At 57.3% G+C, this 26,723-nt stretch carries 27 protein-coding genes; 16 read left to right on the top strand and 11 right to left on the bottom strand.

Features of this window, described 5'->3' with window-relative positions; all coding sequences use genetic code 11:
- Positions 1 to 43 precede the first annotated feature (43 nt).
- The 5 genes from J3362_RS00810 to J3362_RS00830 all read left to right on the top strand — a co-directional run bounded on the left by J3362_RS00810 (position 44) and on the right by J3362_RS00830 (position 2,082).
- Positions 44 to 436: a hypothetical protein gene (locus tag J3362_RS00810; protein WP_202347840.1), complete on the top strand. Its 393-nt coding sequence runs from the start codon at positions 44 to 46 to the stop codon at positions 434 to 436.
- A gap of 63 nt (positions 437 to 499) precedes the next feature.
- Positions 500 to 856, top strand: coding sequence for a hypothetical protein (locus tag J3362_RS00815; protein WP_349517674.1), 357 nt, complete (start codon positions 500 to 502; stop codon positions 854 to 856).
- Positions 853 to 1,236, top strand: a complete 384-nt coding sequence (locus J3362_RS00820) for a hypothetical protein (RefSeq protein WP_349517675.1) — start codon at positions 853 to 855, stop codon at positions 1,234 to 1,236. Before J3362_RS00815 ends, J3362_RS00820 begins: the two co-directional genes overlap by 4 nt.
- Before the next feature lie 62 nt (positions 1,237 to 1,298).
- A complete protein-coding gene (locus J3362_RS00825; RefSeq protein WP_502882395.1) occupies positions 1,299 to 1,568 on the top strand; it encodes a hypothetical protein in 270 nt (89 codons plus the stop codon).
- Positions 1,450 to 2,082 (top strand): hypothetical protein, encoded by a 633-nt coding sequence (locus tag J3362_RS00830; protein WP_349517677.1) that lies wholly within the window; start codon positions 1,450 to 1,452, stop codon positions 2,080 to 2,082. Before J3362_RS00825 ends, J3362_RS00830 begins: the two co-directional genes overlap by 119 nt.
- A gap of 72 nt (positions 2,083 to 2,154) precedes the next feature.
- Here J3362_RS00830 and J3362_RS00835 read toward each other — a convergent pair whose 3' ends face one another.
- From J3362_RS00835 to J3362_RS00865, 7 genes are all read right to left on the bottom strand, one after another.
- Complete coding sequence (locus J3362_RS00835; RefSeq protein WP_148609100.1) at positions 2,155 to 2,901, bottom strand: amino acid ABC transporter ATP-binding protein; 747 nt, start codon at positions 2,899 to 2,901, stop codon at positions 2,155 to 2,157.
- A gap of 13 nt (positions 2,902 to 2,914) precedes the next feature.
- Entirely contained in the window at positions 2,915 to 3,586 is a 672-nt protein-coding gene (locus tag J3362_RS00840; RefSeq protein ID WP_014578168.1) for an amino acid ABC transporter permease, read from the bottom strand.
- Positions 3,587 to 3,677: 91 nt separating this feature from the next.
- Positions 3,678 to 4,436, bottom strand: a complete 759-nt coding sequence (locus J3362_RS00845; RefSeq protein WP_349517679.1) for a transporter substrate-binding domain-containing protein — start codon at positions 4,434 to 4,436, stop codon at positions 3,678 to 3,680.
- A 252-nt stretch (positions 4,437 to 4,688) separates the two neighbouring features.
- Positions 4,689 to 5,558, bottom strand: a complete 870-nt coding sequence (gene metF, locus J3362_RS00850; protein WP_349517680.1) for a methylenetetrahydrofolate reductase [NAD(P)H] — start codon at positions 5,556 to 5,558, stop codon at positions 4,689 to 4,691.
- Between the two features lie 12 nt (positions 5,559 to 5,570).
- The gene (gene ahcY, locus J3362_RS00855) at positions 5,571 to 6,965 is read right to left on the bottom strand and encodes an adenosylhomocysteinase (protein ID WP_349517681.1); all 1,395 of its coding nucleotides are present in this window, start codon (positions 6,963 to 6,965) and stop codon (positions 5,571 to 5,573) included.
- Positions 6,966 to 7,028: 63 nt separating this feature from the next.
- Positions 7,029 to 8,219 carry a methionine adenosyltransferase gene (metK, locus tag J3362_RS00860; protein ID WP_349517682.1) on the bottom strand — a complete coding sequence of 397 codons (1,191 nt, stop codon included), beginning with the start codon at positions 8,217 to 8,219 and terminating at the stop codon, positions 7,029 to 7,031.
- A 149-nt stretch (positions 8,220 to 8,368) separates the two neighbouring features.
- On the bottom strand, positions 8,369 to 9,370 hold the full coding sequence (locus tag J3362_RS00865; protein ID WP_349517683.1) for an ArsR/SmtB family transcription factor: 1,002 nt from the start codon (positions 9,368 to 9,370) through the stop codon (positions 8,369 to 8,371).
- A 236-nt stretch (positions 9,371 to 9,606) separates the two neighbouring features.
- Here J3362_RS00865 and tkt point away from each other — a divergent pair, with 236 nt between their 5' ends.
- From tkt to fba, 4 genes are all read left to right on the top strand, one after another.
- On the top strand, positions 9,607 to 11,607 hold the full coding sequence (tkt, locus tag J3362_RS00870) for a transketolase (protein WP_349517684.1): 2,001 nt from the start codon (positions 9,607 to 9,609) through the stop codon (positions 11,605 to 11,607).
- Positions 11,607 to 12,641 carry a type I glyceraldehyde-3-phosphate dehydrogenase gene (gene gap / locus J3362_RS00875; RefSeq protein WP_349517685.1) on the top strand — a complete coding sequence of 345 codons (1,035 nt, stop codon included), beginning with the start codon at positions 11,607 to 11,609 and terminating at the stop codon, positions 12,639 to 12,641. The genes tkt and gap overlap by 1 nt, the downstream gene beginning before the upstream one ends.
- 115 nt (positions 12,642 to 12,756) lie before the next feature.
- On the top strand, positions 12,757 to 13,917 hold the full coding sequence (locus tag J3362_RS00880) for a phosphoglycerate kinase (protein WP_349517686.1): 1,161 nt from the start codon (positions 12,757 to 12,759) through the stop codon (positions 13,915 to 13,917).
- 234 nt (positions 13,918 to 14,151) lie between these two features.
- Entirely contained in the window at positions 14,152 to 15,216 is a 1,065-nt protein-coding gene (gene fba, locus J3362_RS00885) for a class II fructose-bisphosphate aldolase (RefSeq protein WP_349517687.1), read from the top strand.
- A gap of 2 nt (positions 15,217 to 15,218) precedes the next feature.
- On the opposite strand, the gene J3362_RS00890 is transcribed toward fba, so the two are convergent.
- Positions 15,219 to 16,427, bottom strand: a complete 1,209-nt coding sequence (locus J3362_RS00890) for an MFS transporter (RefSeq protein ID WP_349517689.1) — start codon at positions 16,425 to 16,427, stop codon at positions 15,219 to 15,221.
- Positions 16,428 to 16,651: 224 nt separating this feature from the next.
- On the opposite strand from J3362_RS00890, the gene J3362_RS00895 reads away from it, so the two are divergent.
- On the top strand, positions 16,652 to 17,623 hold the full coding sequence (locus tag J3362_RS00895; protein WP_349517690.1) for a DnaJ C-terminal domain-containing protein: 972 nt from the start codon (positions 16,652 to 16,654) through the stop codon (positions 17,621 to 17,623).
- A gap of 13 nt (positions 17,624 to 17,636) precedes the next feature.
- Positions 17,637 to 17,993, top strand: coding sequence for a chaperone modulator CbpM (locus J3362_RS00900; protein ID WP_349517691.1), 357 nt, complete (start codon positions 17,637 to 17,639; stop codon positions 17,991 to 17,993).
- On the opposite strand, the gene J3362_RS00905 is transcribed toward J3362_RS00900, so the two are convergent.
- Positions 17,978 to 18,760, bottom strand: coding sequence for a substrate-binding periplasmic protein (locus J3362_RS00905; protein WP_349517692.1), 783 nt, complete (start codon positions 18,758 to 18,760; stop codon positions 17,978 to 17,980). The two genes, J3362_RS00900 and J3362_RS00905, sit on opposite strands and share 16 nt — an antisense overlap.
- A 69-nt stretch (positions 18,761 to 18,829) precedes the next feature.
- Complete coding sequence (locus J3362_RS00910; RefSeq protein WP_108017796.1) at positions 18,830 to 19,006, bottom strand: DUF6435 family protein; 177 nt, start codon at positions 19,004 to 19,006, stop codon at positions 18,830 to 18,832.
- Positions 19,007 to 19,211: 205 nt separating this feature from the next.
- Between J3362_RS00910 and J3362_RS00915 the strand changes: the two genes are divergently transcribed.
- The 5 genes from J3362_RS00915 (at position 19,212) to J3362_RS00935 (ending at position 25,639) form a co-directional block, all read left to right on the top strand.
- Positions 19,212 to 20,675: a DUF5666 domain-containing protein gene (locus J3362_RS00915; protein ID WP_349517693.1), complete on the top strand. Its 1,464-nt coding sequence runs from the start codon at positions 19,212 to 19,214 to the stop codon at positions 20,673 to 20,675.
- Between the two features lie 82 nt (positions 20,676 to 20,757).
- Positions 20,758 to 21,606 (top strand): DUF6502 family protein, encoded by an 849-nt coding sequence (locus tag J3362_RS00920; RefSeq protein WP_349517695.1) that lies wholly within the window; start codon positions 20,758 to 20,760, stop codon positions 21,604 to 21,606.
- Between the two features lie 5 nt (positions 21,607 to 21,611).
- Positions 21,612 to 22,013, top strand: a complete 402-nt coding sequence (locus J3362_RS00925) for a hypothetical protein (protein ID WP_349517696.1) — start codon at positions 21,612 to 21,614, stop codon at positions 22,011 to 22,013.
- A 40-nt stretch (positions 22,014 to 22,053) separates the two neighbouring features.
- Positions 22,054 to 23,571: a DUF5666 domain-containing protein gene (locus tag J3362_RS00930; protein ID WP_349517697.1), complete on the top strand. Its 1,518-nt coding sequence runs from the start codon at positions 22,054 to 22,056 to the stop codon at positions 23,569 to 23,571.
- A 127-nt stretch (positions 23,572 to 23,698) separates the two neighbouring features.
- A complete protein-coding gene (locus tag J3362_RS00935) occupies positions 23,699 to 25,639 on the top strand; it encodes a methyl-accepting chemotaxis protein (RefSeq protein ID WP_349517699.1) in 1,941 nt (646 codons plus the stop codon).
- On the opposite strand, the gene J3362_RS00940 is transcribed toward J3362_RS00935, so the two are convergent.
- Positions 25,636 to 26,610 (bottom strand): NAD(P)H-dependent flavin oxidoreductase, encoded by a 975-nt coding sequence (locus J3362_RS00940; RefSeq protein WP_349517700.1) that lies wholly within the window; start codon positions 26,608 to 26,610, stop codon positions 25,636 to 25,638. The two genes, J3362_RS00935 and J3362_RS00940, sit on opposite strands and share 4 nt — an antisense overlap.
- Positions 26,611 to 26,723 lie beyond the last annotated feature (113 nt).

Consider the following 26,723-nt stretch of genomic DNA (forward strand, 5'->3'; position numbering starts at 1 on the left):
GGTGACGCCATGATGGGCACCAATATCACTTAGGTCATTGCTGATGATCGAGGCACTCACAGTTATTTCAGCGTTCTTGGGGATTGCCTCCATGATAGGCGGCTTACTGGGAATTCTGTTTACAGTGACAGTAGCGTTTTCGAGGATACGCGTGGTAGAGGCCAAGATTGCCGCGCCCGGCGCCTACCTGGATATGACAAAAACTCTGTGGGGCGATGGCCCCTGGGGAAGGTGGATTCGTGCCATGAACGTCTGGTCCTTTTTCACCTACAGGAATCTCCCTGTGATCGGTAGCAAAGTTGCGTTGCGAATGGGTACAGAGGATAAGGCGACTCCCAGGAATTTAAAGCTGTGGGCGCTTATCCCTGTCAGCTTTACTTTTGTCTGCGCAATGATCTTTGCATTGTCGGCAATTTTTTTGGTGATTGTTGAGTGAAAAGTCGCCCGCTGTGAGCAGCCCCTTTTTCTCTTACAAAACCGAGCGATGGGGCGAGCAACCGTGAGTGATGAATGGCGAATCTTTGCAGCACATGTGGTGGCTGGAGGCATTCTGCTGAACCTGTTGTTCATCTTTGTGATCGTGACCATGGGTTTTCGTTATGCCCAAAAAATAGAGCAACGAGTCGCGAAGCATTCTGGCAGTCTTTCCAGTACCAGCCAGATCTGGTCAGAGGCGCTTGTCGGTCGTCTCGTTTCTGCCGCAAGCGAGCATCGACGTTGGGCGACTCAGATGTTCCGCTGCCGAGGCTCTGGCAAGCGTGGTGTCTGGTGCCTGTGTTGTCGATGTATGGAGTGCTCGCGGTTGTTCTGCTGGCGGGTATATTTATGCAGATTGAATAAGAAAACCCCGAAATGATTTATACGTTGGCGCATATTGGTTATCTGAGTCTTTTTATTGGACTTATGCCCTTACTCCTTATCTTCACGCTCGGTTTTCGCTATACGGTTTTGATTGAAGCTCGGGTGGCGACTGAGAGAGGAGGTATTTCAGCGGCAAGGTACATTTGGCAAGGAAAGATCATTGGGCGATTGATGAGAAGCAGTAATGTATTTGCTTATCTGATCTTCCGAGCGATTCCCTCTCCGTTTTTCCAGCAACGCGCGTCTTTACTAGGCGATCCGGCCGTGCCCTTGCCGCGAAGTTGGCAAGCCTGGGTTATAACGCCAATGCTTCTCATGTATCTGGCCGTCATTACCACCCTGGTCGCCAATTTGGTGATCCAGTCTATGAGATGAGATACATTAAGGTTGTCATATGACAACCTTAATGTATATTATTTGCCCAAGGAATGGCAAGAATGCCCCGCAAGAGACACGCGAACAAATATATTGAAGAGGCCGTGGCTTACGCCGAATTACACGGCTGGCGGATCGAGATTAGAAAGGGCCACGCCTGGGGGCGGATGTATTGCCCGTTCAATACCAAGGATTGTCGGTGCGGAGAGTTCTGTGTTGCCAGTATCTGGAGCACGCCCAAAAACTCGCAGAACCACGCAAAGCAGATTCGTCGTATCGTTGATAACTGCACCGGAAATCGAAATGCTGGAGGTAAAGACCATGAATCGTGAATATGACTTCACGCTCACATTTTCAGTTCCAACTGGTCTTGAACAAGAGGCTCTGGAATCCGCGCTGTTTGAGTCGGGTTGCGACGATTCCATCATTGGCCTTGGCCAAAAAGGCCGGCTGGCTTTGAATTTCACCCGGGAGGCAGAGTCAGCCGAAAAAGCCATGCTGAGTGCACTTCAGCAAGTAAAGAAAGCAGTGCCAGAAGCCCGGTTGGTCGAGGCAGGCCCGGACCTTGTTGGTATCTCCGATATGGCTAGCTTGTTGAACTTCTCCCGCCAGAACATGCGTAAACTCATTCAAACTCATCTGGCCAGTTTCCCGTTGCCGGTCCATGAGGGCGCGAGTGCGCTCTGGCATCTGATAGATGTGCTGACCTGGTTCTCCGAAACGCAGAGAAGAGCGATTCCGACTGATTTGATGGACGTGGCCGGAGTGAGTATGGGCGTGAATCTCGTGAGGGAGGTACGTCGGGTTGATCATCAATTACAGGCCCAACTGGACAACATTGCCTAAGATGCCGTTGCGAGACTGGACACGTTCAAGAAAAAAGCCCCCGCAAGCGGAGGCTTTCGAAACCGGCTTGGCTCAGTGCGCAAGAACCCGCGAAAGAAACGCCTGGGTGCGTTCGTTCTGTGGGTTGTCGAACACGTCATGGGGTTTGCCCTGTTCCACGATCGCACCTTCGTGAATGTAGATCACGCGGTCAGCCACTTCCCGGGCGAAGCCCATTTCGTGGGTAACGACCATCATGGTCATGCCTTCCTTGGCGAGCTCCCGCATAACGTCCAGCACTTCACCGATCATTTCCGGGTCCAGCGCTGAAGTAGGCTCGTCGAACAACATCAGACGCGGCTCCATGGCTAGGGCCCGGGCGATCGCAACCCGCTGTTGCTGGCCGCCGGAAAGCTGGCTGGGGTATTTATCAGCCTGGTTGCCGATACCCACCCGGTTGAGCAACCGCTCGGCGGTAGCGTTGGCAACGGTTTCGGGGGCATCCTTGACCTTCTGGGGCGCCAGCATGATGTTCTTCTTCACCGTGAGGTGAGGGAACAGGTTGAACTGCTGGAACACCATCCCGACTTCCTTGCGGATTTCCGCCAGGGATTTTGGGTTGCCGCTCTTGGGCGCAAGATGCTGACCGTCCACCTCCAGTGTGCCGGATTCATATTCTTCAAGGCCGTTCACACAGCGAATCAGGGTGGATTTGCCGGAGCCACTGGCGCCGATAATAACCACCACTTCGCCCTGTTCAACGGTAAGATCAATATCTTTAAGGACATGCAGTTTCCCGAAGTACTTGTTCATGCCCTTCATTTTTACAATCTGAGTCATGGGTAACGTTCCTTCAGACAGAAGCCAGTCCGCGCCGCTCAACGAAGCGGAGAATGATGGACAGGGACAGGGTGATGGCCAGGTAGAGGATCGCCACCACAAAGTACACTTCAAATGCGGTAAAGGTGTTGGCGATGTAGATCTGACCCTGACGTACCAGCTCACCCACGCCAATCACCGAGAACAGGGACGTGTCCTTGATGCTGACAATGGCCTGGTTACCCAGCGGTGGAATCATCCGGCGGAACGCCTGCGGCCAGACAACCGACCAGAAGGTCTGGGTACGGGACAGCCCCAGGGAAAGCCCGGCTTCGGTCTGGCCCTTGTCGATGGACTGAACGCCACCGCGGACCACCTCGGATATGTAGGCGCCGGAGTTCAGGGCGATGGCCGCAATGCCGGCTGTCAGGGGATCAATAGGACCACCGATAAGGTCGGGCAGGCCGTAGAAAATAAACAGGACCTGGACCAGGATCGGCGTGCCACGAAAGATTTCGATGTAGGCGGTTGCCGGCCACCGCAGGAACCACTTCTTGTTGATGCTTAACAGGCCGAAGAATATGCCCAGAGCAAAACCGATTAGAAGACCGCCGAAGGAAATCAGCAGGGTGTAGGGTATCCCTTTAATCAGAAAAGGGATGGAGTCGATGGCAGCCTGCCAGTCGAACTGAAACTGGAATTCCACAGTGAGAGTCTCCGCAGAGTTTTGGAGTCACGAAGTGCCGGAGCGGGGGTGCCCCGGCACAGGGAATCAGACCTCTGGGGTCCGGGAGCCCTTACATGCCTTCAGGCATGGGGCCAAACCACTTCTCGTAGATGGTCTTGTAGGTACCATCTTCCTTCATGGCAGCTAGGGCGTCGTTTACGTCATCAACCCACTCACTGCCACTCTTGAGGGCAATGCCATACTGCTGGCCTTCGTACAGCGGGCCGACGGTTGTCACTTTGCCTTCACCTTTGGTGCGGGCAAAGTAGCCTACGTTCGGCGCATCGTAGAACACAGCATCAATGGCGCGGGACATCAGGGCCATGTACATGTCAGAGCTGCCCGGGTAAGGGGTTACACCGTCATCGGCGTCAAGGTTCTTGACCAGGTAGTCATAACTGGTGCTGCCAATCTTGGTGCCGATTTTCTTGCCTTCGAGGTCGTCGAATTCGCTTACGTCGTCATTTCCCTCGCGAACGAGGATGCGCAGACCCGAGTCGTAATACGGGTCGGAGAAATCGACGATTTCTTCACGTTCTTCAGTAATGGTGATGCCGGCAATGGCAATGTCTACGTTACCGGTTTGCAGGGCCGGGATGATGCCGTTGAAATCCATGGTGTTAAGGTCAATCTCGAAACCGGCACGGTCGGCGACTTCGCGGATGATCTCCATGTCGAAACCGATCATCTCACCGGTTTCCTGGTCCATCATTTCAAACGGAACGAAACTCGGGTCAGTGACGACGCGCAGGGTTTCTGCGCTCACGGTTCCTGCGGCAACGGTCAGTGCGAGACTGGCGCTTACGGTCTTCAGCCACTTCGTGCTCATACATTCTCCTTTTCTTTCTTATGAGGCTCCATTTGCCCGGTAAGGCAAGCCGGACCAATCACTGCTGTTAACTGCGATCTCCGGGGAGCGTTGATGGAACTGCATCACATACACTCTAGACTATTACGCAGATGTGCACAGGAAATCAAATGCTTGGCGGGAAGGTTTGACCGGAAGGGGAACGAAAAAGGGGGTCAGATGAAAGCGTTCATCTGACCCCCTGTTCATGGCGAGAATAAAAGCGCTGACGCTTCAGAAAGCAATCTTCTCCCGCTCGCTAATGCCCAGGTTCTTCCAGATGCTGATGCTGGGTTCCACCTGGTTCAGGGTATAGAAATGCAAGCCCGGCGCGCCGGCCTTCAGTAGTTTCTCGCACATCTCGGTGACCACTTCTTCACCAAACTTGCGGATGGAATCGCTGTCGTCGCCGTAGGCTTCGAGCTGTTTGCGAATCCAGCGCGGAATTTCCGCGCCGCACATGTCCGAGAAACGAACCAGATTGGAGAAGTTGACGATGGGCATGATGCCCGGTACCACCGGAATGGTAACGCCCATTTTCTCCAGCCGGTCGATGAAGTAGAAGTAGCTGTCGGCATTGAAGAAGTACTGGGTGATGGCGCTGTTGGCGCCAGCGTGAACCTTGCGGGCAAAGTTCTTCAGATCTTCTTCGGCATTGCGGGCCTGAGGATGAAACTCAGGGTACGCCGCCACTTCAAGGTTAAAGGTGTCGCCGCTGTGCTCGCGGATAAACTCCACCAGCTCATTGGCGTAGCGCAGCTCACCGGCGGCCCCCATACCGGAGGGCATGTCGCCCCGCAGGGCGACAATCCGGTTGATTCCATGCTCTTTATACAGATCCAGCAGCTCGCCGATTTCCTGGCGGGTGCCCCCGACGCAGGAAAGATGCGGTGCCGTGGAAATGCCCTGGCTGTGCAGGTTGAGCACGGTCTCGATGGTACGGTCCCGGGTGGAACCACCGGCGCCGAAGGTGACCGAGAAAAAGTCCGGGTTCACCTCGGCCAGCTGGTTGCGCACGTTCTGCAGCTTTTCCTTGCCCTGGTCGGTCTTGGGCGGGAAAAACTCAAAGCTGAAACGGCGCTTGAACTGTTTCTGGGATTGCATCTGTTTACCCGATCAGTACTTGTAGCTTTCTGGCTTGTACGGGCCTTCGACCGGTACACCGATGTATTTGGCCTGCTCCGGCGTCATCTTGGTGATCACGCCACCAAAGCCTTCCACCATGGCTCGGGCCACTTCCTCGTCCAGGTGCTTGGGAAGAACCTGCACATATACGCCTTTTTCACGGGCATCTTCCGGAAGATCAGCGAACTTGCGCTCGAACAGATACATCTGGGCCAGAACCTGGTTGGCAAAGGAGCCATCCATGATCCGTGAGGGGTGACCGGTGGCGTTGCCCAGGTTTACCAGGCGGCCTTCGGACAGCAGAATCAGGTGGTCGTTGGTGGCCTTGTCGCGGTAAACAACGTGCACCTGCGGTTTCACCTCGTCCCATTCCCAGTTCTTGCGCATGTAGGCGGTATCGATCTCGTTGTCGAAGTGACCGATGTTGCATACGACCGCGCCAGACTTGATGGCTTTCAGCATGTGCGCGTCGCACACGTTCATGTTGCCGGTGGTGGTGACGAGAAGATCGGTGTTCTGCAGCAGATCGCGGTTCACGGCAGACTCGGTACCGGTGTTCACGCCGTCAACGTACGGAGACACCACTTCGAATCCGTCCATGCAGGCCTGCATCGCACAGATGGGGTCGGCCTCGGTCACTTTTACAATCATGCCTTCCTGGCGCAGCGAAGCAGCAGAGCCCTTGCCTACATCACCGTAGCCGATCACCAGGGCTTTCTTGCCTGCCATCAGGTGGTCGGTAGCGCGCTTGATGGCGTCATTCAGGCTGTGGCGACAACCGTATTTGTTGTCGTTCTTGGCCTTGGTGACCGCGTCGTTCACGTTGATGGCCGGTACCTTCAGAGTGCCCTCGCGCAGCATTTCCTGCAGACGATGCACACCGGTGGTGGTTTCTTCGGTCACGCCGTGGCAGTTAGCCAGGATTTCCGGGTACTTCTCATGGAGCAGCGCGGTCAGATCGCCGCCGTCGTCCAGAATCATGTTGGGTTCCCAGCCGTCTACGTCGGCTCCGACGGTGCGCTCCAGGCACCAGTCGTACTCTTCGTCGGTTTCGCCTTTCCAGGCAAACACGGGAATGCCCTGCGCGGCGATGGCTGCCGCGGCCTGGTCCTGGGTGGAGAAGATGTTGCACGAGGACCAGCGCACGTTTGCACCCAGTTCAATCAGCGTCTCGATCAGCACGGCGGTCTGGATGGTCATGTGGATACAGCCCATCACGTTGGCGCCTTTCAGCGGCTGCTCGGATTTGTACTTCTCGCGGAGCTTCATCAGCGCCGGCATTTCGCCTTCAGCGATGTTGATCTCCTTCCGGCCCCAGCCGGCCAGGGAAATGTCGCGAACTTTGTAGTCGTCAAAGCTGTTCAGTTTTTCTGCGGGAGTGCTCATGGTGTTCTCCTGTCAGTCAGTTTGGCTTGGGCGTATGCCTGATGACATACGCCCGAAATTGGTTTAGATACCAGCAGCATCCTTCAGGGCCGCGGCGCGATCGGTCTTCTCCCACGGGAAGGCAGTGAAGGTCTTGCCGCCCACCGTCATTTCATAGGGGTCGCGGCCGAAATGGCCATAGGCTGCGGTCGCCCGGTACATCGGGTGCAGTAGGTCGAGCATGTTAGTGATCGCATACGGGCGCAGATCGAAGTTCTGGCGCACCAGTTCAATGATCTTGTCGTCGCTGATCTTGCCGGTGCCGAAGGTGTTCAGGGAGATAGACGTCGGCTGAGCCACGCCGATGGCGTAGGAGACCTGAATCTCACACTTGTCGGCCAGGCCCGCGGCAACGATGTTCTTGGCTACGTAACGGCCGGCGTAAGCCGCGGAACGGTCAACCTTGGACGGGTCCTTGCCGGAGAAAGCGCCGCCACCGTGGCGTGCCATGCCGCCGTAGGTGTCTACGATGATCTTGCGGCCGGTCAGGCCACAGTCACCAACGGGGCCACCGATGACGAACTTGCCGGTCGGGTTGATATGGAACTGGGTGTCCTTGTGCAGCAGTTCGGCTGGCAGCGCGTGCTTGACGATCAGTTCCATCACCGCTTCTTTCAGGTCTTCCTGGGTCACGTCTTCATCGTGCTGAGTGGACAGAACCACTGCGTCGATACCGGCAACCCGACCATTTTCGTAGCGGCAGGTGACCTGGCTCTTGGCGTCCGGGCGCAGCCACGGCAGCAGGCCGCTCTTGCGGGCCTCGGCCTGGCGCTGAACCAGACGGTGAGAGAAGGTGATCGGCGCCGGCATCAGCACATCGGTTTCGTTGCTGGCATAGCCGAACATCAGACCCTGGTCGCCAGCGCCCTGATCTTCCGGCTTCTTGCGGTCGACGCCCTGGGCGATATCGACGGACTGTTTGCCGATAATGTTGATGATGCCGCAGGTGTCGCCGTCGTAGCCCACTTTCGAGGAGGTGTAACCGATGTCCTTGATCACGCCGCGCACCAGGTCTTCCAGATCTACCCAGGCACTGGTGGTGATTTCACCGCCAACGATGGCCACACCGGTTTTTACCATGGTTTCGCAGGCAACGCGGGCATGGGGATCGTCAGTCAGGATGGCGTCGAGCACGGCATCAGAGATCTGGTCTGCCAGTTTGTCCGGATGGCCTTCAGAGACCGATTCGGAAGTGAAGATGTTGTAGTCAGCCATAACACATGCTCCTCTGTGAGCGATTCAAATTCAGTCCGGTAAGCGACTTTCTTAAAGCGCTTTCCGGTATCGGGTTTGTTGATTTGTGTGAGGATACGTAAAACTACGTATCCGTATATCAAAATTTGTTGATATTGCGATCCAGGTCGTCAAATCTGGCCGCCGTGTTTCCAGAATTCCCGAACCTGAACCTGGAAGCCGTTCCGCAAGCCGATGAACAACTGCTCTCCGGCAACCAGGCCGGCGTCCGCTGCCCAGGTTGTGAGCTCTTCCGGTTCAAAGCCCAGCCAGAGATCACCGCAGTTTGTTTTTGCCCAGTCCTGGTCGTGACTGCACAAATCGCTGATTACAAAGCAGCCGCCGTTGTTCATCAGCGCTGCGGCATCCAGAAAGATGTCCGCGGGGCTGGGCACGTGGTGCAGAACCATGTTGGCAACCACCAGGTCAAACGCATCGCCCCGGGCCAGCAGGGTATCGGTAACGCCCTCAATCAGGTCAATGTTGTTCAGTCGTTCATCAATGCAGGTCCGGGTTGCTTTGGCCAGCATGTCACGGCTGTTATCAAGGGCCACCACATGCCCGCAAAGCTCGGCCAGCACCGGCAGGAAAGCGCCTTCACCGGGGCCGATTTCCAGAGCCGCCTGCCATTCATGCTTGCGGGACCTCTTGCGGATCATTTCCGCCACCGGTTCGGCATAAAGATCGAAGGCGGCGATTAGCTCCTGCTGCTCCCGGAACTGCTCGGCATGGCGAGCAAAGAAAGCCTGGGACTGGTCTGCGCGCTGTGTGCGGATGGCCTCAATGCGCTCCTGCAGATGCGGCGGCAACGGCACCCGGTCTACCGCTTCGAATATCTGTCGAATGGTCTGGTCAGTCGGCTTGTCACTGTCCAGATGCAGCGGACGCCGATAAAAAATCGCATTGCCTTCCCGCTGGGGCTCCAGCAGCCCAGCCTTGTTCATCACCTTCAGGTGGTGGCTCATGCCGGACTGGCGCATATCAAACAACTGGCTGAGCTCCAGAACCCCGAACGTATCCCGTCTCAACACACGCAGAATCTCCAGGCGCAACGGATCCCCGCTTGCTTTGAAGATCGGGGCCAGTGCCTCCACGGAGGACAGGTTGTCGGCGTGTGCGTTCATGGATGTCATGGGGACGAAGTGTAGGGTGCTTCGGGTGGTCAATCAATAGGCATATCAAAAAATTTTGATATAGGTTTATCGGTCTTTGAAATCAGACCCTTTCGGAAATCCGCAGGCAAACAATCGTGAAACAGGCACATGCCGATTTGCCCCGGCACACACTAATCGGCGAAAATACGCGCCTCATTTTGATCGCCCTTTAATCACTACGAATTCTTTTCCTGCAAAATACTGGAGAAACGTCAATGCCGTCTCGTAAAGATCTCGCCAACGCCATTCGCGCGCTGAGCATGGATGCGGTTCAGAAAGCCAAGTCCGGCCACCCGGGTGCGCCCATGGGTATGGCGGATATCGCCGAGGTACTGTGGAACGATTACCTGAACCACAACCCGGCCAACCCTCAGTGGGCCAACCGCGACCGCTTCGTGCTGTCCAACGGTCACGGCTCCATGCTGCAGTATTCCCTGCTGCACCTGAGCGGTTACGACGTTTCCATCGAAGACATCAAGAACTTCCGTCAGCTGCATTCCAAGACGCCGGGTCATCCCGAATACGGCTACACCCCGGGCATTGAAACCACCACAGGCCCCCTGGGCCAGGGCATTGCCAATGCCGTCGGTTTTGCGATTGCCGAAAAGTCCCTGGCGGCGCAGTTCAATCGCCCGGGCCACGAGATTGTTGATCACTACACTTACGCGTTCCTCGGCGACGGCTGCCTGATGGAAGGCATCTCCCACGAAGTGGCGTCTCTGGCCGGCACCCTGGGTCTGGGTAAGCTGGTTATGTTCTATGACGACAATGGTATTTCCATCGACGGCGAAGTGGACGGCTGGTTTACCGACAACACCCCGCAGCGCTTCGAGTCCTACGGCTGGCAGGTGATTCCGGCCGTGGATGGCCACGATTCTGACGCTGTCCGCGCTGCCATCGAGGCGGCCCGCGCTAACACAGACCAGCCGACTCTGATCTGCTGCAAGACCATCATCGGCTTCGGCTCCCCGAACAAGCAGGGCAAGGAAAGCTGTCACGGTGCCCCCCTGGGTGATGACGAAATCACCCTGACCCGCGAGCAACTGGGTTGGCAGCACGGTCCGTTCGAAATCCCGGCCGACATTGCCAGTGCCTGGAATGCCCGTGAAAAAGGCGCCGCTGCCCAGTCCGAGTGGGAGCAGAAGTTCGCGGCCTACGAAAAGGCCGAGCCCGAGCTGGCTGCGGAATTCAAACGCCGCATGGCCGGTGATCTGCCTGCCGACTTTGCCGAAAAGGCCCAGGCTTACATCCAGGAGTGTCAGGACAAGGCCGAGACCGTGGCTTCCCGCAAGGCTTCCCAGAACACCCTGAACGCCTACGGCCCGCTGCTGCCGGAACTGATGGGCGGCTCCGCCGACCTGGCCGGCTCCAACCTGACCATCTGGTCCGACACCAAGGGTCTGACCAAAGAAGACGCCAGCGGTAACTACATCTACTACGGTGTGCGTGAATTCGGCATGGCCGCCATCATGAACGGCATCGCCCTGCACGGTGGCTTCGTGCCCTACGGCGCGACCTTCCTGATCTTCATGGAATACTGCCGCAATGCCGTGCGCATGGCCGCGCTGATGAAGCAGCGTTCTATCTTCGTATTCACCCATGACTCCATCGGCCTGGGCGAAGACGGCCCGACACACCAGCCGATCGAGCAAATGGCGAGCCTGCGTACCACGCCCAACATGAGCATGTGGCGTCCGGCGGACACTGTGGAGTCCGCAGTAGCCTGGAAAGCAGCCCTCGAGCGCACCGATGGCCCAACAGCTATGGTGTTCTCCCGTCAGGGCCTGCCGGCACAACCGCGCGATGCCCAGCAGCTGGCGGATGTGGCGAAGGGCGCCTACATCCTGTCCGACAGCGAAGGCACACCGGATCTGATCCTGATTGCCACCGGCTCCGAAGTCGCCCTGGCACAGGACGCTGCCAGCACGCTGCGCGAGCAGGGTAAAAAGGTACGCGTGGTCTCCATGCCGTCCACCGATGTGTTCGATGCCCAGAGCGCCGAGTACAAGCAACAGGTTCTGCCGCTGGACGTCACCAACCGCATTGCTATCGAAGCCGGCATTGCCGACTACTGGTACAAGTACGTTGGCCTGGACGGTCGCATCATCGGCATGACCACCTTTGGTGAGTCCGCCCCGGCCGGCGAGCTGTTCAAGGAATTCGGCTTCACCGTCGACAATGTCCTGGAAGTGGCTGCTGAGCTGCTGGACGCCTGATGACAGACTCTGCGCCTTTTCGCATTGCCATCAACGGGTACGGCCGAATCGGCCAGTGCGTGTTGCGTGCGCTTTATGAAAACGGCTTCCGCGACCACCTGCAGGTGGTCGCCATTAATGAGCTGTCGGACATCGACACCATTGCCCACCTGACCCGATACGACTCCACCCATGGCCGCTTCCAGGGTGATATTTCGGTGTCGGGCCAGGACCTCATGGTCAATGGCGATGCTATCCGTGTTTTGAGTCATGCTGACCCGGCCGAGCTGCCCTGGCGCCTGCTGGATGTCGACCTCGTGCTGGAATGCTCCGGCGCCTTCTCTGATCGGGCGACCGCCCAGAAGCACATCGATTCGGGTGCCACGCGCCTGCTGTTCTCGCAGCCGGCCGAGTCAGACGTCGATCGCACCGTGGTCTATGGCGTCAACCACGCCGACCTAACGGCAGACGATGTGATCGTTGCGGCGGCTTCCTGCACCACCAACTGCCTGGTGCCGGTGATCAAGGTGCTGGACGAAGCCTTCGGTGTGGAGCAGGGCAGTACTACCACCATTCACGCGGCAATGAATGACCAACCGGTCATCGACGCCTACCACCATCAGGACCTGCGCCGAACCCGCAGCGCCCTGCACAACATCGTTCCGGTGGAAACCGGCCTCGCCAAGGGCATTGAGCGGCTGCTACCCAACATGGAAGGCAAGTTCAGCTCGGTGGCCATGCGGGTACCGACCATGAACGTTTCGGCCATCGACATGGTGGTCAACGTGGGCAAGGCAACCGACGTGGCAACGGTGAATACTCTGTTAAAAGAGGCCGCCAACGGCCCATTGAAGAGCATACTCGGCTATACCGACGAACTGCTGGCCAGCTCCGATTTCAATCACGACGCCCATTCCGGCGTGGTAGACGGCGGCCAGACCCGGGTAACCGGGGGCACCATGGTGAAAGTGCTGTGCTGGTTCGATAATGAGTGGGGGTTCGCGAACCGGATGCTCGATGTCAGCCGTAGCTGGCTGACGAAACACAGAACCTGATTGTCGGTTATCGCTGCGCTCGAACCGACCTACCGTAGGTCGGATTGAACGTAGTGAAAATCCGACAGCCAGACCAGATTTCAAGTGTGCAAGATCTGATCAAGGGAAGAACGTTATGGCCATCAAGAAAATGACCGACCTTAACCTCGCTGGCAAGCGAGTGCTGATCCGCGAAGACCTGAACGTGCCGGTCAGGGACGGCAAAGTCTCCAGCGACGCCCGCATCCGCGCGTCACTGCCGACCATCAAGGCCGCCAAAGACGCCGGTGCCAAAGTCATGCTGATGTCCCACCTCGGCCGCCCGGAAGAAGGCGTGTACGACGAAGCCTCCTCCATGAAGCCCGTTGCCGATCACCTGACCAAAGTACTGGGCCAGGAAGTTCGCCTGATCAAGGACTACCTGGACGGTGTTGAAGTGGCTGATGGTGAAGTGGTTCTGTTCGAGAACGTTCGCTTTAACAAGGGCGAAAAGAAAGACAACGAAGACCTCGCGAAGAAGTACGCCGCCCTGTGCGACGTCTACGTAATGGATGCCTTCGGCACTGCCCATCGCGCCCAGGCTTCTACACACGGTGTTGCAAAATTCGCTCCCGAAGCCTGCGCCGGCCCGCTGCTCGCGGCCGAACTCGAAGCCCTTGGCAAAGCCCTGGATAACCCGGCCAAGCCCGTGGTTGCCATCGTTGGCGGCTCCAAGGTTTCTACCAAGCTTGACGTGCTGAATGCACTGGAGAAGGTTTGCGACTCCATCATTGTCGGCGGCGGCATCGCCAACACCTTCCTGGCGGCAGCTGGTCACCCGGTTGGCAAATCCCTGTGTGAACACGACCTGATCGACACCGCCAAAGACATCGCCAGCCGCGTTGAAATCCCGCTTCCAGTAGACGTGGTTGTTGCCAGCGAGTTCGCCGAAACCGCAACCGCAACCGTCAAGAACATCTCCGACGTCACCGACGACGACATGATCCTCGACGTAGGCCCGGAAACCGCCGGCAAGTTCGCCGACGTATTGAAGAACGCTAAAACCATCCTCTGGAACGGTCCTGTAGGCGTTTTCGAATTCGACCAGTTCGGTAACGGCACCAAAGCCCTCGCAGATGCGATCGCCGAAAGCGACGCCTTCTCCCTGGCCGGCGGTGGTGACACGGTCGCCGCCGTTGACAAGTACGGCGTTGCTGACAAAATCTCGTATATCTCCACTGGTGGTGGCGCCTTTCTGGAATTTGTAGAAGGCAAGACGCTCCCGGCAGTAGCTGTACTGGAAGAACGAGGAGAATAAAAACAAGCACGGTTCTGGCCGAATAAAACGCAAAGCCAGAATCGCAAGGCAGGTGGGGGCCGCTTTCCGGGACTGTCTGCAGCATGGATGCTGCAGTCAAGCGTACAGGGACGTATTCACAGCGTGTTCCGGAAAGCGGCCCCACCTGCCGCAGCAGACTCCCAAGCCAGATCAGTAGAGTCCTGCAAAAAAACAGAATTCAACTACTCAAAGTCCAAATGAAGGAGACGACCCATGGCCCTGATTTCGATGCGGCAAATGCTGGATCACGCCGCCGAGCATGGTTACGGTGTGCCAGCCTTTAACGTCAATAACCTGGAACAGATGCGCGCCATCATGGAAGCCGCCGACAAAACCGACTCCCCGGTGATTGTCCAGGCGTCCGCCGGTGCCCGTAAATACGCCGGCGCGCCCTTCCTGCGCCACCTGATCCTGGCGGCCATCGAAGAATTTCCGCACATCCCGGTGGTCATGCACCAGGATCATGGCACCAGCCCCTCCGTGTGCCAGCGCTCCATCCAGCTGGGCTTCAGCTCCGTGATGATGGACGGCTCCCTCGGTGAAGACGGTAAAACCCCCACCGACTACGAATACAACGTCGACGTAACCCGTCGCACCGTTGAAATGGCCCACGCCTGTGGTGTCTCCGTAGAAGGCGAGCTGGGTTGCCTGGGCTCCCTGGAAACCGGCCAGGCCGGTGAAGAAGACGGCATTGGCGCCGAAGGCACCCTGGACCACAGCCAGATGCTGACCGACCCGGAAGAAGCGGCCGACTTCGTCAAGAAAACCCACGTTGATGCCCTGGCAATCGCCATCGGCACCAGCCACGGCGCCTACAAGTTCACCCGTCCGCCGACTGGTGACATCCTGGCCATCGAGCAAATCAAAGCCATCCACAAGCGCATTCCAGACACCCACCTGGTTATGCACGGCTCCAGCTCCGTACCCCAGGAATGGCTGAAGATCATCAACGAATACGGTGGTGAGATTCCGGAAACCTACGGCGTGCCGGTTGAAGAAATCGTAGAGGGCATCAAGCACGGCGTGCGCAAGGTCAACATCGACACCGACCTGCGTCTGGCCAGCACCGGCGCCGTTCGTCGCTTCCTGGCTGAAAACCCGGCCGAGTTCGACCCGCGCAAATTCCTGAAGGAAACCATGAAGGCCATGACCGAAGTGTGCATCGCACGCTACGAAGCCTTCGGTTGTGCCGGCAACGCCAGCAAGATCAAGCCGGTTAACCTTGAGCGCATGTTTGAGCGTTACGCTTCTGGCGAGCTGGACCCCAAGGTCAAGTAAGCTTAAGAGACCGGGACCTGATTGGCCTCCGCATTGCGGGGGCCTTTTTGTTTGTGGCGCCAGGCCGCAAGGAAAATGAGCAGTCCCAGGGTTGCCGTCGTGGCCCCGACGTAGCCCGTCGACGACCATCCGAAGCCTGCTGTGATTGCCATTCCTGCCAGCCAGGGCCCAAGGGCGTTGGCAACGTTAAAGGCGGCGTGGTGGGAGGCTGCTGCAAGATTCTGGGCGCCGTGGGCGACATCCATCAGATGGGTCTGCAACGCCGGACCGAGGGCGCCCATCATGGCGACAAGGAAACAGGCAACCAGCAATATCGGAAGCGTGCCGGTGGTGGAGGGAAATACCAGCAGGATGCCGGCACTTAGCAACAGAATAACGCCAACTGCCTGAAATCCCAGGCGATCGAACAGCCAGCCACCCAGCAGATTGCCGGTAAAACCGCCCAGCCCGAACACCGCAAGAGCGAGTGGAATCCAGTACTCCTCAACTTTGGTCACTTCCAGCAATGTCGGCGCCAGATAGCTGAACACGGCGAACATGCCAGAAAACCCGATAGCACCGATGGCGAGAGCGAACCAGATGCCGGCCCGGTTGAACGCGCGAATCTCGCTGAACGCGCCCTTTCGTTGTTCCTGCGGGTCAGCCGGCAGTACCGAGATCACCATCGTCAGGGTGACTACGGAAATGAGCCCCACGAACATGTACACATAGCGCCAGTCCAGAGACTGCCCCATCCAGGCCGCCATCGGATTGCCCAACAGTAGTGCCAGAGTCAGGCCCATCATGACGCGGCTGACCGCTTTCGCCCGTTGATGGACCGGCACCAGGGAGGCCGCCACCAGGCAGGCTACGCCGAAATACGCACCGTGGGGGAGGCCGGCCACAAATCGAGCAATCATGACCCCGGTGTAGTCTTCGGCCAGAGCGCTTGCCAGATTGCCAACCGCATAGAAAGCCATTAGCCAGATCAGCAACTGGCGCCGGAAAAAGCGTGCCCCGATCACGGCCAGCAGCGGAGCGCCCACCACAACGCCCAACGCATAGGCACTGATCAAATGCCCCACCTGTGGTTCGGTGACGCCGAGATCCTGTGACACATTGGGCATCAGACCCATGATGGCGAATTCACCGGTGCCGATGGCAAAGCCACCCAGTGCCAATGCGAATTCGATCAGAAAAATCCGGAGTCGTGTGGCTGGTTCGCTGCTCAAAAAGCTCTCCCTGAGGCCGCTGGAAAGAGTAAAACCGGCAATTGTCACCTTTACCGGGACCAGATGCCATACGAACCATCACAGTGACCTGGGCCACAACTTCTGCCGTGTTTGATCTATCGCAACTGGATCGCAGTGGGTGCTTGTAATTTTGCTGACAGCGTCAACTATAGGTATCAGAGATCAATTGTTGATCACCATGATCATCTGTAACGAGGAGCGCCATGGACTTCAAAGACTATTACGCCGTACTCGGTGTCAGTGAGTCTGCCTCCGCCGAGGAGATAAAAAAAGCCTACCGAAAGCTGGCACGGAAATACCATCCGGATGTCAGTAAGGAAGAAGATGCCGACACCAAATTCAAGGAGGTGGGCGAAGCTTACGAAGTACTGAAAGATCCCGAGAAGCGGGCGGAATACGACCAGCTGCGTAAATACGGTGCCAGGGCGGATGGTTCTTTCGAACCGCCTCCGGGCTGGCAAAGCGGGGCCGGTTTCGGTGGCGGGGGTTACACCGATGCCGACGCCCGTCAGTTCAGCGATTTCTTCGAGGAGATCTTCGGTGGTGGCCGCCGGGGCGATTTCTCCGGGGGCTTTGGTGGTGGCGGTTTCCGCCAGAACATGAGAATGCGCGGTGAGGATGTTCACGCCAGGATTGCCCTGTTCCTGGAAGAGGCGTTTCACGGCTGTGAAAAACAGATCTCTTTCGCCGTTCACGAGGTGGATGAGCATGGTCGGGTGATTCCCCGGCAAAAGACCTTGAAGGTGAAGATCCCGGCCGGCATGCGCGAGGGCCAGCATATTCGCCTCAAAGGCCAGGGTTCGCCGGGCATTGGCGACGGGGAGCCGGGTGATCTGTTTATTGAAGTGGAGCTGGCACCCCATCCACAATTCGCGGTGGAGGCCCGGGATGTGTTGGTCACAGTGCCGATCGCTCCCTGGGAAGCGGCTCTGGGTGCAACGGTGACCGTGCCAACCGTTGGCTCAAAGGTAAATGTAAAAGTGCCCAAGGGCTCCACCAGCGGTCGGAAGCTACGGCTCAAGGGCAAGGGCTTCCCCGGCAAACACCCGGGCGATCAGATTGTCATTCTGCAGATCGCCATGCCCGAGAAACACAGCCCAGAGGCCGAGAAGCTCTACGAGCAATTGGCAGAGGCCGAGAAGAACTTCAATCCACGCAGCAAGCTTCACGTGTGAGCGGGAGTAAGGTATGAGCAAGAAAGATCATGTGCTGACGGTAGAGGTACTCGACCAGAATGGCAGCACCTTCACCCTGCGTGAAATCTGCGAGCGTGGCGAGTGCCATGCAGAGTTCGTTATCAAACTGGTCAATTTCGGCATCATCGCCCCGGTGGAAGATTTGCCCGAGACAGTTCATTGGCAGTTCGACATAGCAGCACTCAGCCGGCTGCGCAAGGCCCAGAGACTGCAAAGGGATCTGAAAATGAATCTGCCGGGGCTGGCCATGTCGCTGGAATTGCTGGATGAAGTTGAAAGCATGCGCAGGAAGGTCGCGCGTCTGGAACAGCGGCTGGCCCAGCTGTCTCCGGATCAGGGCGCTGGCTGAGCGCTGAAAATCCTTTCGAGGGTGCCTGCATCGCGCATGTGGGCGATGGCCTGGTTGAATCGTTCCAGCTCGAGGACCACGGGTGATGCCTTGGACAGCCCTATGTAAAACGGCAGGGCTTCGAAAGGGCCATCTGCGTAAGTAAGCCGCTGTCGCAAATCGGGGAATTCAACCATCGAAAATTCGGCTGCAGGTTTGTTAACCAGAAATACGTCTATACGTCCCAGATCGAGGCGGCGGAGGTTGCTCAAAATGTTCGGGGCCTCTTCAACCACAAGATCGAATTCATCAACGGCTTGATTGAACCTTTCACCGTAGTTGAATCCGGCTGTTACACCGATACGGACACCTTTGAAGTCGGCAAAGTTTTCAAAGCTGTGATCGAAACGCCTGTCTGCCTGATGCCAGACCAGGTTTTTGTCTTCATGAACAAAATCGGTAAATGTCAGGTAGGCTGCCCGTTCATCGTTCCGGGTCAGCAGCATGACGCCATCGTAGTCGCCGGTTTCTGCCCATAACAGGCAGCGTTTCCACGGTAACAGCCTCAGCTGGAAGTCGACGTCCAACCTTTCTCCGAGTTCCTTGAATAACTCGACGGCAATACCGCCTTCGGGCACAGAGTCAATCTCTCCCAGTGTGTAGGGGGCCCAGGGATCTTCGCAGAACCTGAGCTGCGCGAGCCCCTCCGCCGAAGCGGATTCTGCGAAAAATATCAGGGCTGAAAACGTTAACAGGAACCCTGCAAAGACACCCGGGAGAACTTTCATGGCTATGCCAATTTGCCAGTTGCACTTCTTATGACAAATTGTAGAACCCGGTGGGCTTCTGTGCCGGTGTTATTTTTCCTGTGAAGAAAGCTGTTGTATCTCGGCGTAGATTTTCTCGGCCTCCTCCATGAGGGTTCCATGGGTCCGCAGGTCGCCATTGCGCTGTGCGTCCAGTGCTTTGGCAAGTTTCGCCTCGTATTGTTTCTGCAGTTTTTTCTTCGGATCGCCTTTCAAAAATCCCAACATCGTAATGAACCTGTTTTGGCTGAACGTTCAAAGATTTACGTTTTTTGCTCCATAAAGTTCACAAAATGTTCATGATCAAAAACTGGACAGCTTCAGAGAATGGGATTAAATTCCCAAATAACCAATTGGGAAAAATATCCCAATTTACGGTTGGGTGGTTAAGCGTGGTCGCCCGCGGACGCAATAACAAGCCTGGAGAAGAACGATGAATCGCAAACCTTTAGCAATTGCAGTGAAATTGGCCATGACCGGCGCTCTGGCCGGTGCCCTTGCCGCTTGTGGTGGGGGTGGCTCCGGAGACACCTCCACCAGTGGCACCTCATCGGGTACCAGTGTTGGGGCGGTTTCCGGCTTCGGCAGTGTTTACGTTAACGGCACCCGCTTTGAAACCAATGGCAGCGTTAGCAGCGACGATGGCGTGGAGCGCGAAGATCAGCTCGAAAAGGGCATGATCCTCAAAGTTGAGGGCGACTGGGATGACCGTGGCCAGGGCAGGGCCGACAGGGTCAGTTATGACGATACCCTGCGCGGACCGATTTCCGGCATGAGCTGGGATGAGGTTACCCGCACCGGAACTCTGACCATGCTTGGCCAGAGCATTGCCCTGGATGGCCAAACCGTCTTCCGCGGCGCGACGCCTACTGCCCTTGCCGACAATCCCCAGGGCTATCGTGTAAGGGTCAGCGCCTGGCGCCTTGAGGATGGCAGCTTCCGGGCAAGCTTTGTTGGTGCCAGGGCCATTGGCCTGGAATTCGATGACAACAACGAAGTAGAAATTGAAGGCGTTGTTGCCGATCTGGACACAAGCGCCCAGACCTTCACCATCAACGGTTTCCTGGTTGATTACACCAGCGCTGTCGGCGATGACGGCTTCTCCCTGGACGATCTGGAAAACGGAATCGTGGTGGAAGTGGAAGGCTACCTGGACGGCAACACCATCATGGCCGAGGAGATCGATGATGAGGACGACCTCTTCGACGATGATGACGATGTCGAAATCTCCGGAAGCATTTTTGACTATGACGCAGCCAGCGGTCAGTTCTCGGTAAATGGGGTGCGAGTCCAGATTAATGGCGGCACCGAATTCGACGATCTCCGCGAAAGCAGCCTTGCCGATGGCCTCTTTGTGAAAGTGGAAGGCGAATTCCGCAATGGCGTCCTGGTGGCTGAAGAGATCGAAGGCCGGGAGTCGGATGCCGAGCTGGATGGTCGCATCGAGTCTCTTGATCTGACCAATGAAACCATGGTCGTCAGCGGCGTCCGGGTCCATCTGACCGGCAATACCCTGATTGATGACGACGACGATGACGAAGATGACCGTCGCAGTCGCGTCCAGGATATCCAGAGCCTGCAGGTGGGTGACTATCTCGAAATTGAAGGTCGCCAGCAGAGCAGTGAAGGCGGATTCCTCGAGGCCATCAGCATTGAACGCGAGGATGACGACGACGATGACGATTTTGAGCTCGAGGCACGGGTGAGTGCCATCGGAGCCGATTCCATCACCATCATGAATCTTGAGGTGCTTCGCAATGGCTACAGCCTGTCCGGTATCCAGATTGGTGATGAGGTGGAAATAGACTATCGCCAGACCAGCGGTGGTCAGTATGAGCTGACAGACAACGTCGAACTCGAAGACAGCAGCGATGACGATAGTGGCAGCGATGATTGATCAGTGAACTGCCGGAGCGGGCCGGGGTGTCGTCGGCCCGCATTCTGGCTTTCGAAGTCGCTATGGGAATACAATCCCAAACATGAAAAAGCCCAACCCCCTGCATAAAGCGCTGTTCCGCATTCTGCGACCTCTGGCGAGGTTGCTGTTGCGCAACGGTATTCCTTTCGGTGAGTTCTCCGAGCTGGTTAAACGTGCCTACGTGGAAGCAGCTCTGGAAGACTTTGCCGACGGCCGACGAAAGCCCACGGATTCACGCGCTGCGGTCATGACGGGGCTGACCCGCAAGGAAGTCAAGCGCCAGCGGGAGATCCTGGCAGGGGAAGATACCGGGAGCCGTGATGTGCTTCATACCAACCGGGCGTCCCGGGTGGTATCGGGTTGGGTCCACGATGCGGTCTTCCAGGCCAAAGACGGAGAGCCAGCCATGCTGTCTTTCGACGGGCCGGGGAGTTTCAGTGAACTGGTCAAGCGTTACAGCGGTGACATGCCGCCCCGCGCTGTACTGGATGAACTGCTTCGGGTAGGCGTGGTTTCGGTTGACGGCGAATCGGGACGCCTGCAATTGCAGCAAAGGGCCTATGTTCCGGCCGGAGACAGCGAGGAAATGCTCCAGATATTTGGCGAGGACGTATCAGATCTCATAGCGACCATTGATCATAACCTGGTCAGTGACGAGTCCGGGCAGCCCCCGCTGTTCCAGAGAACCCTGACCTACAACAACATCCCTCCGGAAGTGATGGAGCGCTGGCGCAAGCACGCAGCCGCCCAGTCCCAGGCACTGCTGGAACAGCTGGACAAGTGGCTTGGTCCCCATGACCGCGATATATCGGGTCATGAGCCTGGCAGTGAGTCCGGGGATCCGGTCCGCACCGGCGTGAGCATCTTCTTCTTTGAAGAGCCTGCCGGAAAAGATCCGAAAGGAGATTGAGTGCTATGAGTCTCACGAGGCAGCCGAACATTATTTGTCGCTGGGAGCCAACGGAGCTTGCAAGCACCATACTTTCCGCATCGTCCCGGCAGGTGATTCGCTCCTGGATCAGCTCCAGCGAGTTTCTCGATGAGCATCACCACCCGGTCATGCTGATGACCGACAATCGTTCAACGAACTCTTTCAGCTATCTGGTACGGGCGACCAACCCGGAGTTTGCTCCGACAGTGGTTCTGAATGAACTGCTTCGTAAGGGCGTCGTTGAGTCCCTGGATAACGGTTACCTCTTGCTTAGACGAAGCGTTTACGCGCCGTCGCAGCCCCGCCTGCACGGTGAGTCACGGATCAACAAAGTGTTCAGGCATGAAGACGAAATTCCTCGCAGGCGTTATAACGATGTTTACTGAAGAGCACCGGCCGGGAACGCCGGACAGGGAGAAAAAAGCTATGAAACGGCAACTCCGCAATCGTGTTTTCGGGCTGGCAGCTGGTACGGTGGCCTTTGGTGCGATTTCCGCCTGCGGTGGCTCTGGAGACGGAGGCCTGGATATCGCCGATGGCGGGATCCGGGGCACAGGCTCAAGCGTTGGTCCGGTTTCCGGATTCGGAAGTGTTTTTGTTAATGGCGTTGAATTCAGCACCGATGACATTCCGAATCGGGAAGTGGAAAGCAATGACGGCATCACTGCTGAAGGCCTTCTGAGTGAAGGCATGATTCTCAGGGTTGAAGGCGAGTGGTTTGATGATGGCAAAGGCACGGCCGAGAAGCTCAGTTACGACGATACGTTGCGGGGTCCGGTAGACCTGGTAACTGCCGATCCAAGTGGTGCCGGTGAATTCGTGACCCTTTCAGTGATGGGGCAATCCGTGCGGGTTGATCGCCAGACGGTGGTTCGCGGCACAACTTACGCCACACTGCTTGGCGAACCCTCTATCACAGATCATGTCCGTGTCAGCGCCTGGCGTCAGGCCGATGGCTCCTATCGGGCCGGCTACATTGAGGTCATCAATCCGGATCTGACTAGTATCGAGTTGGAAGGCACATTGTCAGCGGTGGATATATCGCAGAATCAATTCACGATTGGCACGATCACCGTTGAATATGATGAGAACAGCGTCAGTTTCGGATCAGACCTGACCGAGGCGAACCTGATCGACGGCGCTGTCCTGGAGGTAGAGGGAACCCTGTCAGGAAGCGTGTTGACTGCCGCTACCATTGACCGGGACGACGCCCGACGCTTCAGTCGCAGCAGTGCCGACGATATCGAGTTTACTGCAATCATTGATGCGTCTTACGCGCCTTCCGGCGCTGGCACACTTCCCGGCGAGTTCACCATGGGAGGTCTGACCGTTCGGGTGACAGATGCAACCGAACTGGATGACAGCATTACTCTCGACGAGCTTACCGAAGGCCTCCTGATTCAGGTGGAGGGGCAGTTCGTCTCGGATACGGTTGTTGAAGCGGAGGAAATTGAACTGCGGGACGGCAATGCGAAAGTTAAAGGAGTGGTTTCTTCCCCTGCTGACAATGCGTTCTTTATCGGTGGCGTTGAAGTTCGGGTGTCATCGACAACTGCCTTCACCGTTGAGGATGGCTCCGGTATTTCATTCCAGACTCTTCCCATCGGCGACACAACAGTGGAGGTGGAGGGTATTGAGAAAGAGCAGGGTGCAGATGTATTTATCGAAGCCTTGAAGGTAGAGGTCGATGACGAAATTTCAGATTTCGATGATCGAGATCTTTACGAGTTGGAAGGGAAGCTTACGAACATCACTCCCAGCACCATCACGGTTCTCGGTGTATCGATCGATGCCGGGCCAGCGGCTTACGACAGTAATACTCAGAGTGAAATTATTGATCTTTTTGATGATGGCGAGCTTTTGATTCTCGAAGTTGAATATTCGAGGAACGGGAACAACTTCATCGCCGACGAAATCGATCTAGAAGAAAGCGATGACGATTAACTACAAAACCCGTACATAAATGCGGCCCACTCCGGCCCGGGTTTTGCTATACATACGGACACGCCAGGCAGGGACGCTGTTGCCGACTGTGCAGGATGCATGAAGCACACATGCTAGCGGAGTCCGTATGTCACTCAGTTTTATCCGGCGGCTGATTTCTAGCCGCCTTCTCCGACCGGTTTTTGTTGTTCTGGTCGTTGCCGGTCTGGTTCAGGTCCTGGTCAGCCAGTGGTTGATTTCCAGCCAGGTAGAGCGCCTGGTCGACACCGCAGGGTCCGCGCTTGAGGCCAGCAGCCAGCAGGTCAGTGCCTCCTTCGGGGACACCCGTGAAGATGTCCGATCCCGCCTGGAGACCATGCGGCAGAAGACCACCGAGGAACTCTCCGCCGAACTCACCCGCCAGCAGACGGCGCAGCAGGAACGCGTTGCCGGCAACGTTCGCACCGCTGTCATGGCGGAAGCCCAGGGGCTGGCCGATGTCCTCGCCGCTGTTGCGGCCCCGCTGATCTGGGATCGGGATGTCCCCCGCCTCACCGATCTTGTCGAACTGGCCGACGCCCGTGAATCGGTTCTGTTCGCTGTCTATTACGACCAGTACGGTGATCGACTGACCCGTTATGTGGACCGCACCGACGATCGGGTGCGCACCTTAATGGAGCAGGGGGAAGGTCGTGGTGCGGCAAATCGGGTCCTGGATGCGGCAAGCCGTGACCCCAACGTGGTAATAATTACCGCCGATATCGCTCCCCAGGGTTCTGCCATTGGTCAGCTGAAGCTGGGACTGTCGCTCGAAGGCATCAACCAGGACCTGGCGGCCCTGGAGCAGGAATTCAGCGCTACCATCACCGGCAGCATCGACGCGCTGCACGACACCCTCGAAGCAGAAACCGAGCAGGTTAACCAGCGCCTTCAGCAGCAGCTGGCGAGCATGGACGCTGACACTCGCTCCAGAATCCAGAACACGGTGGAGGCGTTGAATACCGAAGCGTCGAGCCTCTCCGCCAATTTGAGCATGTTGGCAATCGGTTCCGTGGTGGTTCTGATCCTGCTGGTGGCCCTGGTGCTCGGCGGAGGCTTGCTGCCCAGAGTATTCCGTTTGAGCTCGGCGATCTGGGGTATTGCCGATGGCGAGGCCGATCTTACTCGCCGGGTTTCCATGAAAGGCAAGGATGAGCTTACGGAGATGGCCGAGGGTGTAAACCGGTTCATTGCCCGTATCCAGGAACTGGTCTCCGACGTCAAAGAGTCGGCCGAATCGGCTGCCGGCCAGGCCCAGGCTCAGGGAGACATAAGCCGCAGTGCCGTGGCCGCAGTGAATCGCCAGGAGCAGGACGTGGCCGAGGTGTCCGGCACCATGGACGCCATGTCCCGCAGTATCTCCGAGGTGGCGGAGAACATTCAGGATATTGCCGGCTCTGTCAGCAACGTCAGTTCCGAGAGTGAGGCCACCGCAGGCATTTCCCGGGAAGTGCGGAACCGACTGGATCAGGTGGTTCGCAATGTTGAGCAGGCGGTGGAAGCGGTCAATCAGCTGGACCACCAGAGCAAGGAAATCGGATCGGTGCTGTCGGTGATCGGCGCCATCGCAGAGCAGACCAACCTCCTCGCTCTTAACGCCGCCATCGAGGCCGCTCGCGCCGGAGAATCCGGCAGGGGTTTCGCGGTTGTGGCCGATGAGGTCCGCACTCTGGCGAGCCGGACCCAGGAATCCACCACTGAAATCCAGTCGATCATCGAACGCCTGCAGCAGGGTAGTCGACAGGCGGTCAGCGCTATAGGTGAGGTGTCTGGCCAGGTTGCGGAATCCTCTACGGAGTTCCGTCGGGCCGATGAACATTTTGACCGGATCAACCAGTTGCTCAGCAGCCTTCAGGACCGGGCCATGGCCATTTCATCCGTGGCAGAAGAGCAGGGCAGGCATGCCAGTGAAGTCAGTGTGAACGTGAGCGATATTGCCGGCTCCTCCCGCGAGACGGTGGAAGCCATTGAGCGCTCCGATGAGGCCAGCGGCCAGATTGCCCGGACCCTGACCTCGCTGAAGGATAAAGCCTCACAGTTCCAGGTTTAGTGCCCTTTGGAGAACAGGCGCTCCCGGGCGCTTTTGTACTCGTCGGCCAGTCGGCTCACCAGCTCGGGGACGGTCAGCACATCATGGATCTGGCTGACCCCCTGGCCGGCGGACCAAACGGTTTTCCAGGCCTTGGCCTCATCATCAATGGGCTTCAGTTTTTCCCCGTAGTTGATCTCGCCGGCCTGGTTCAGCTTGTCCATGGGAAAGCCGGCTGCCTCCAGACTCTGGCGCATGAAGCTGGCAGGCACACCGGAAACCGCCGGTGTATGAATGATATCACCTGACACCGCCTCAATGATCATGTTCCGGTAGGCCTCGTCGGCCCGGGACTCAACGGTATTGATAAACCGGGTGCCCAGGTAGGCCAGGTCCGCGCCCAGGGCCTGGGCCGCCAGCAGGTCCTCACCATGGGACAGCCCGCCGGCCAGCAAAATGGTGCCATCAAAGACTTCCCGGATTTCATGCACCAGAACAACCGGGTTGATGGTGCCCGCATGGCCACCGGCACCCGCCGCCACAGCGATGATGCCGTCAACACCAGCCTCCGCAGCTTTGCGGGCGTGCTTCTGGTTGGTCACATCATGGAACACCACGCCGCCGTAGCTATGTACCGCCTCCACCACCTGGCTGGCAGCACCCAGGGAAGTGATGATGATCGGTACCTTGTGTTTTACGCATAGCTCCAGGTCGGCCTGCCAGCGAGGGTTGGTCCGGTGCACAATCAGGTTCACGGCGTAGGGCGCCGTTTTCGCTTCCGGATTGGTGCTTCGGAAAGCCGCCAGCTCTTCGTTCATCTGGACCAGCCACTCCTCAAAGCCTTCGCTGGTACGCTGGTTCAGGGCCGGGAAGCTGCCAACGATGCCCTGCTTGCAGCAGGCAAGCGCCAGTTCCGGGCCAGAGATCAGAAACATGGGCGCGGCCACCAGAGGCAGTGAGAGAGAGTCTTTCAGAGACGCAGGCAATGCCATGAGAATTCCTTAATTTTTGTTGGAACTTTTGTAGGATATAAAGGATCTTAGCGTGCCACGCCCGATCTGAAAACGGTCGCGAGCTAATTAATTCCGGAAACCAGAAACACAAT

The sequence above is a fragment of the Marinobacter sp. NFXS11 genome (assembly GCF_040148675.1).
Classification (GTDB): Bacteria; Pseudomonadota; Gammaproteobacteria; order Pseudomonadales; family Oleiphilaceae; genus Marinobacter.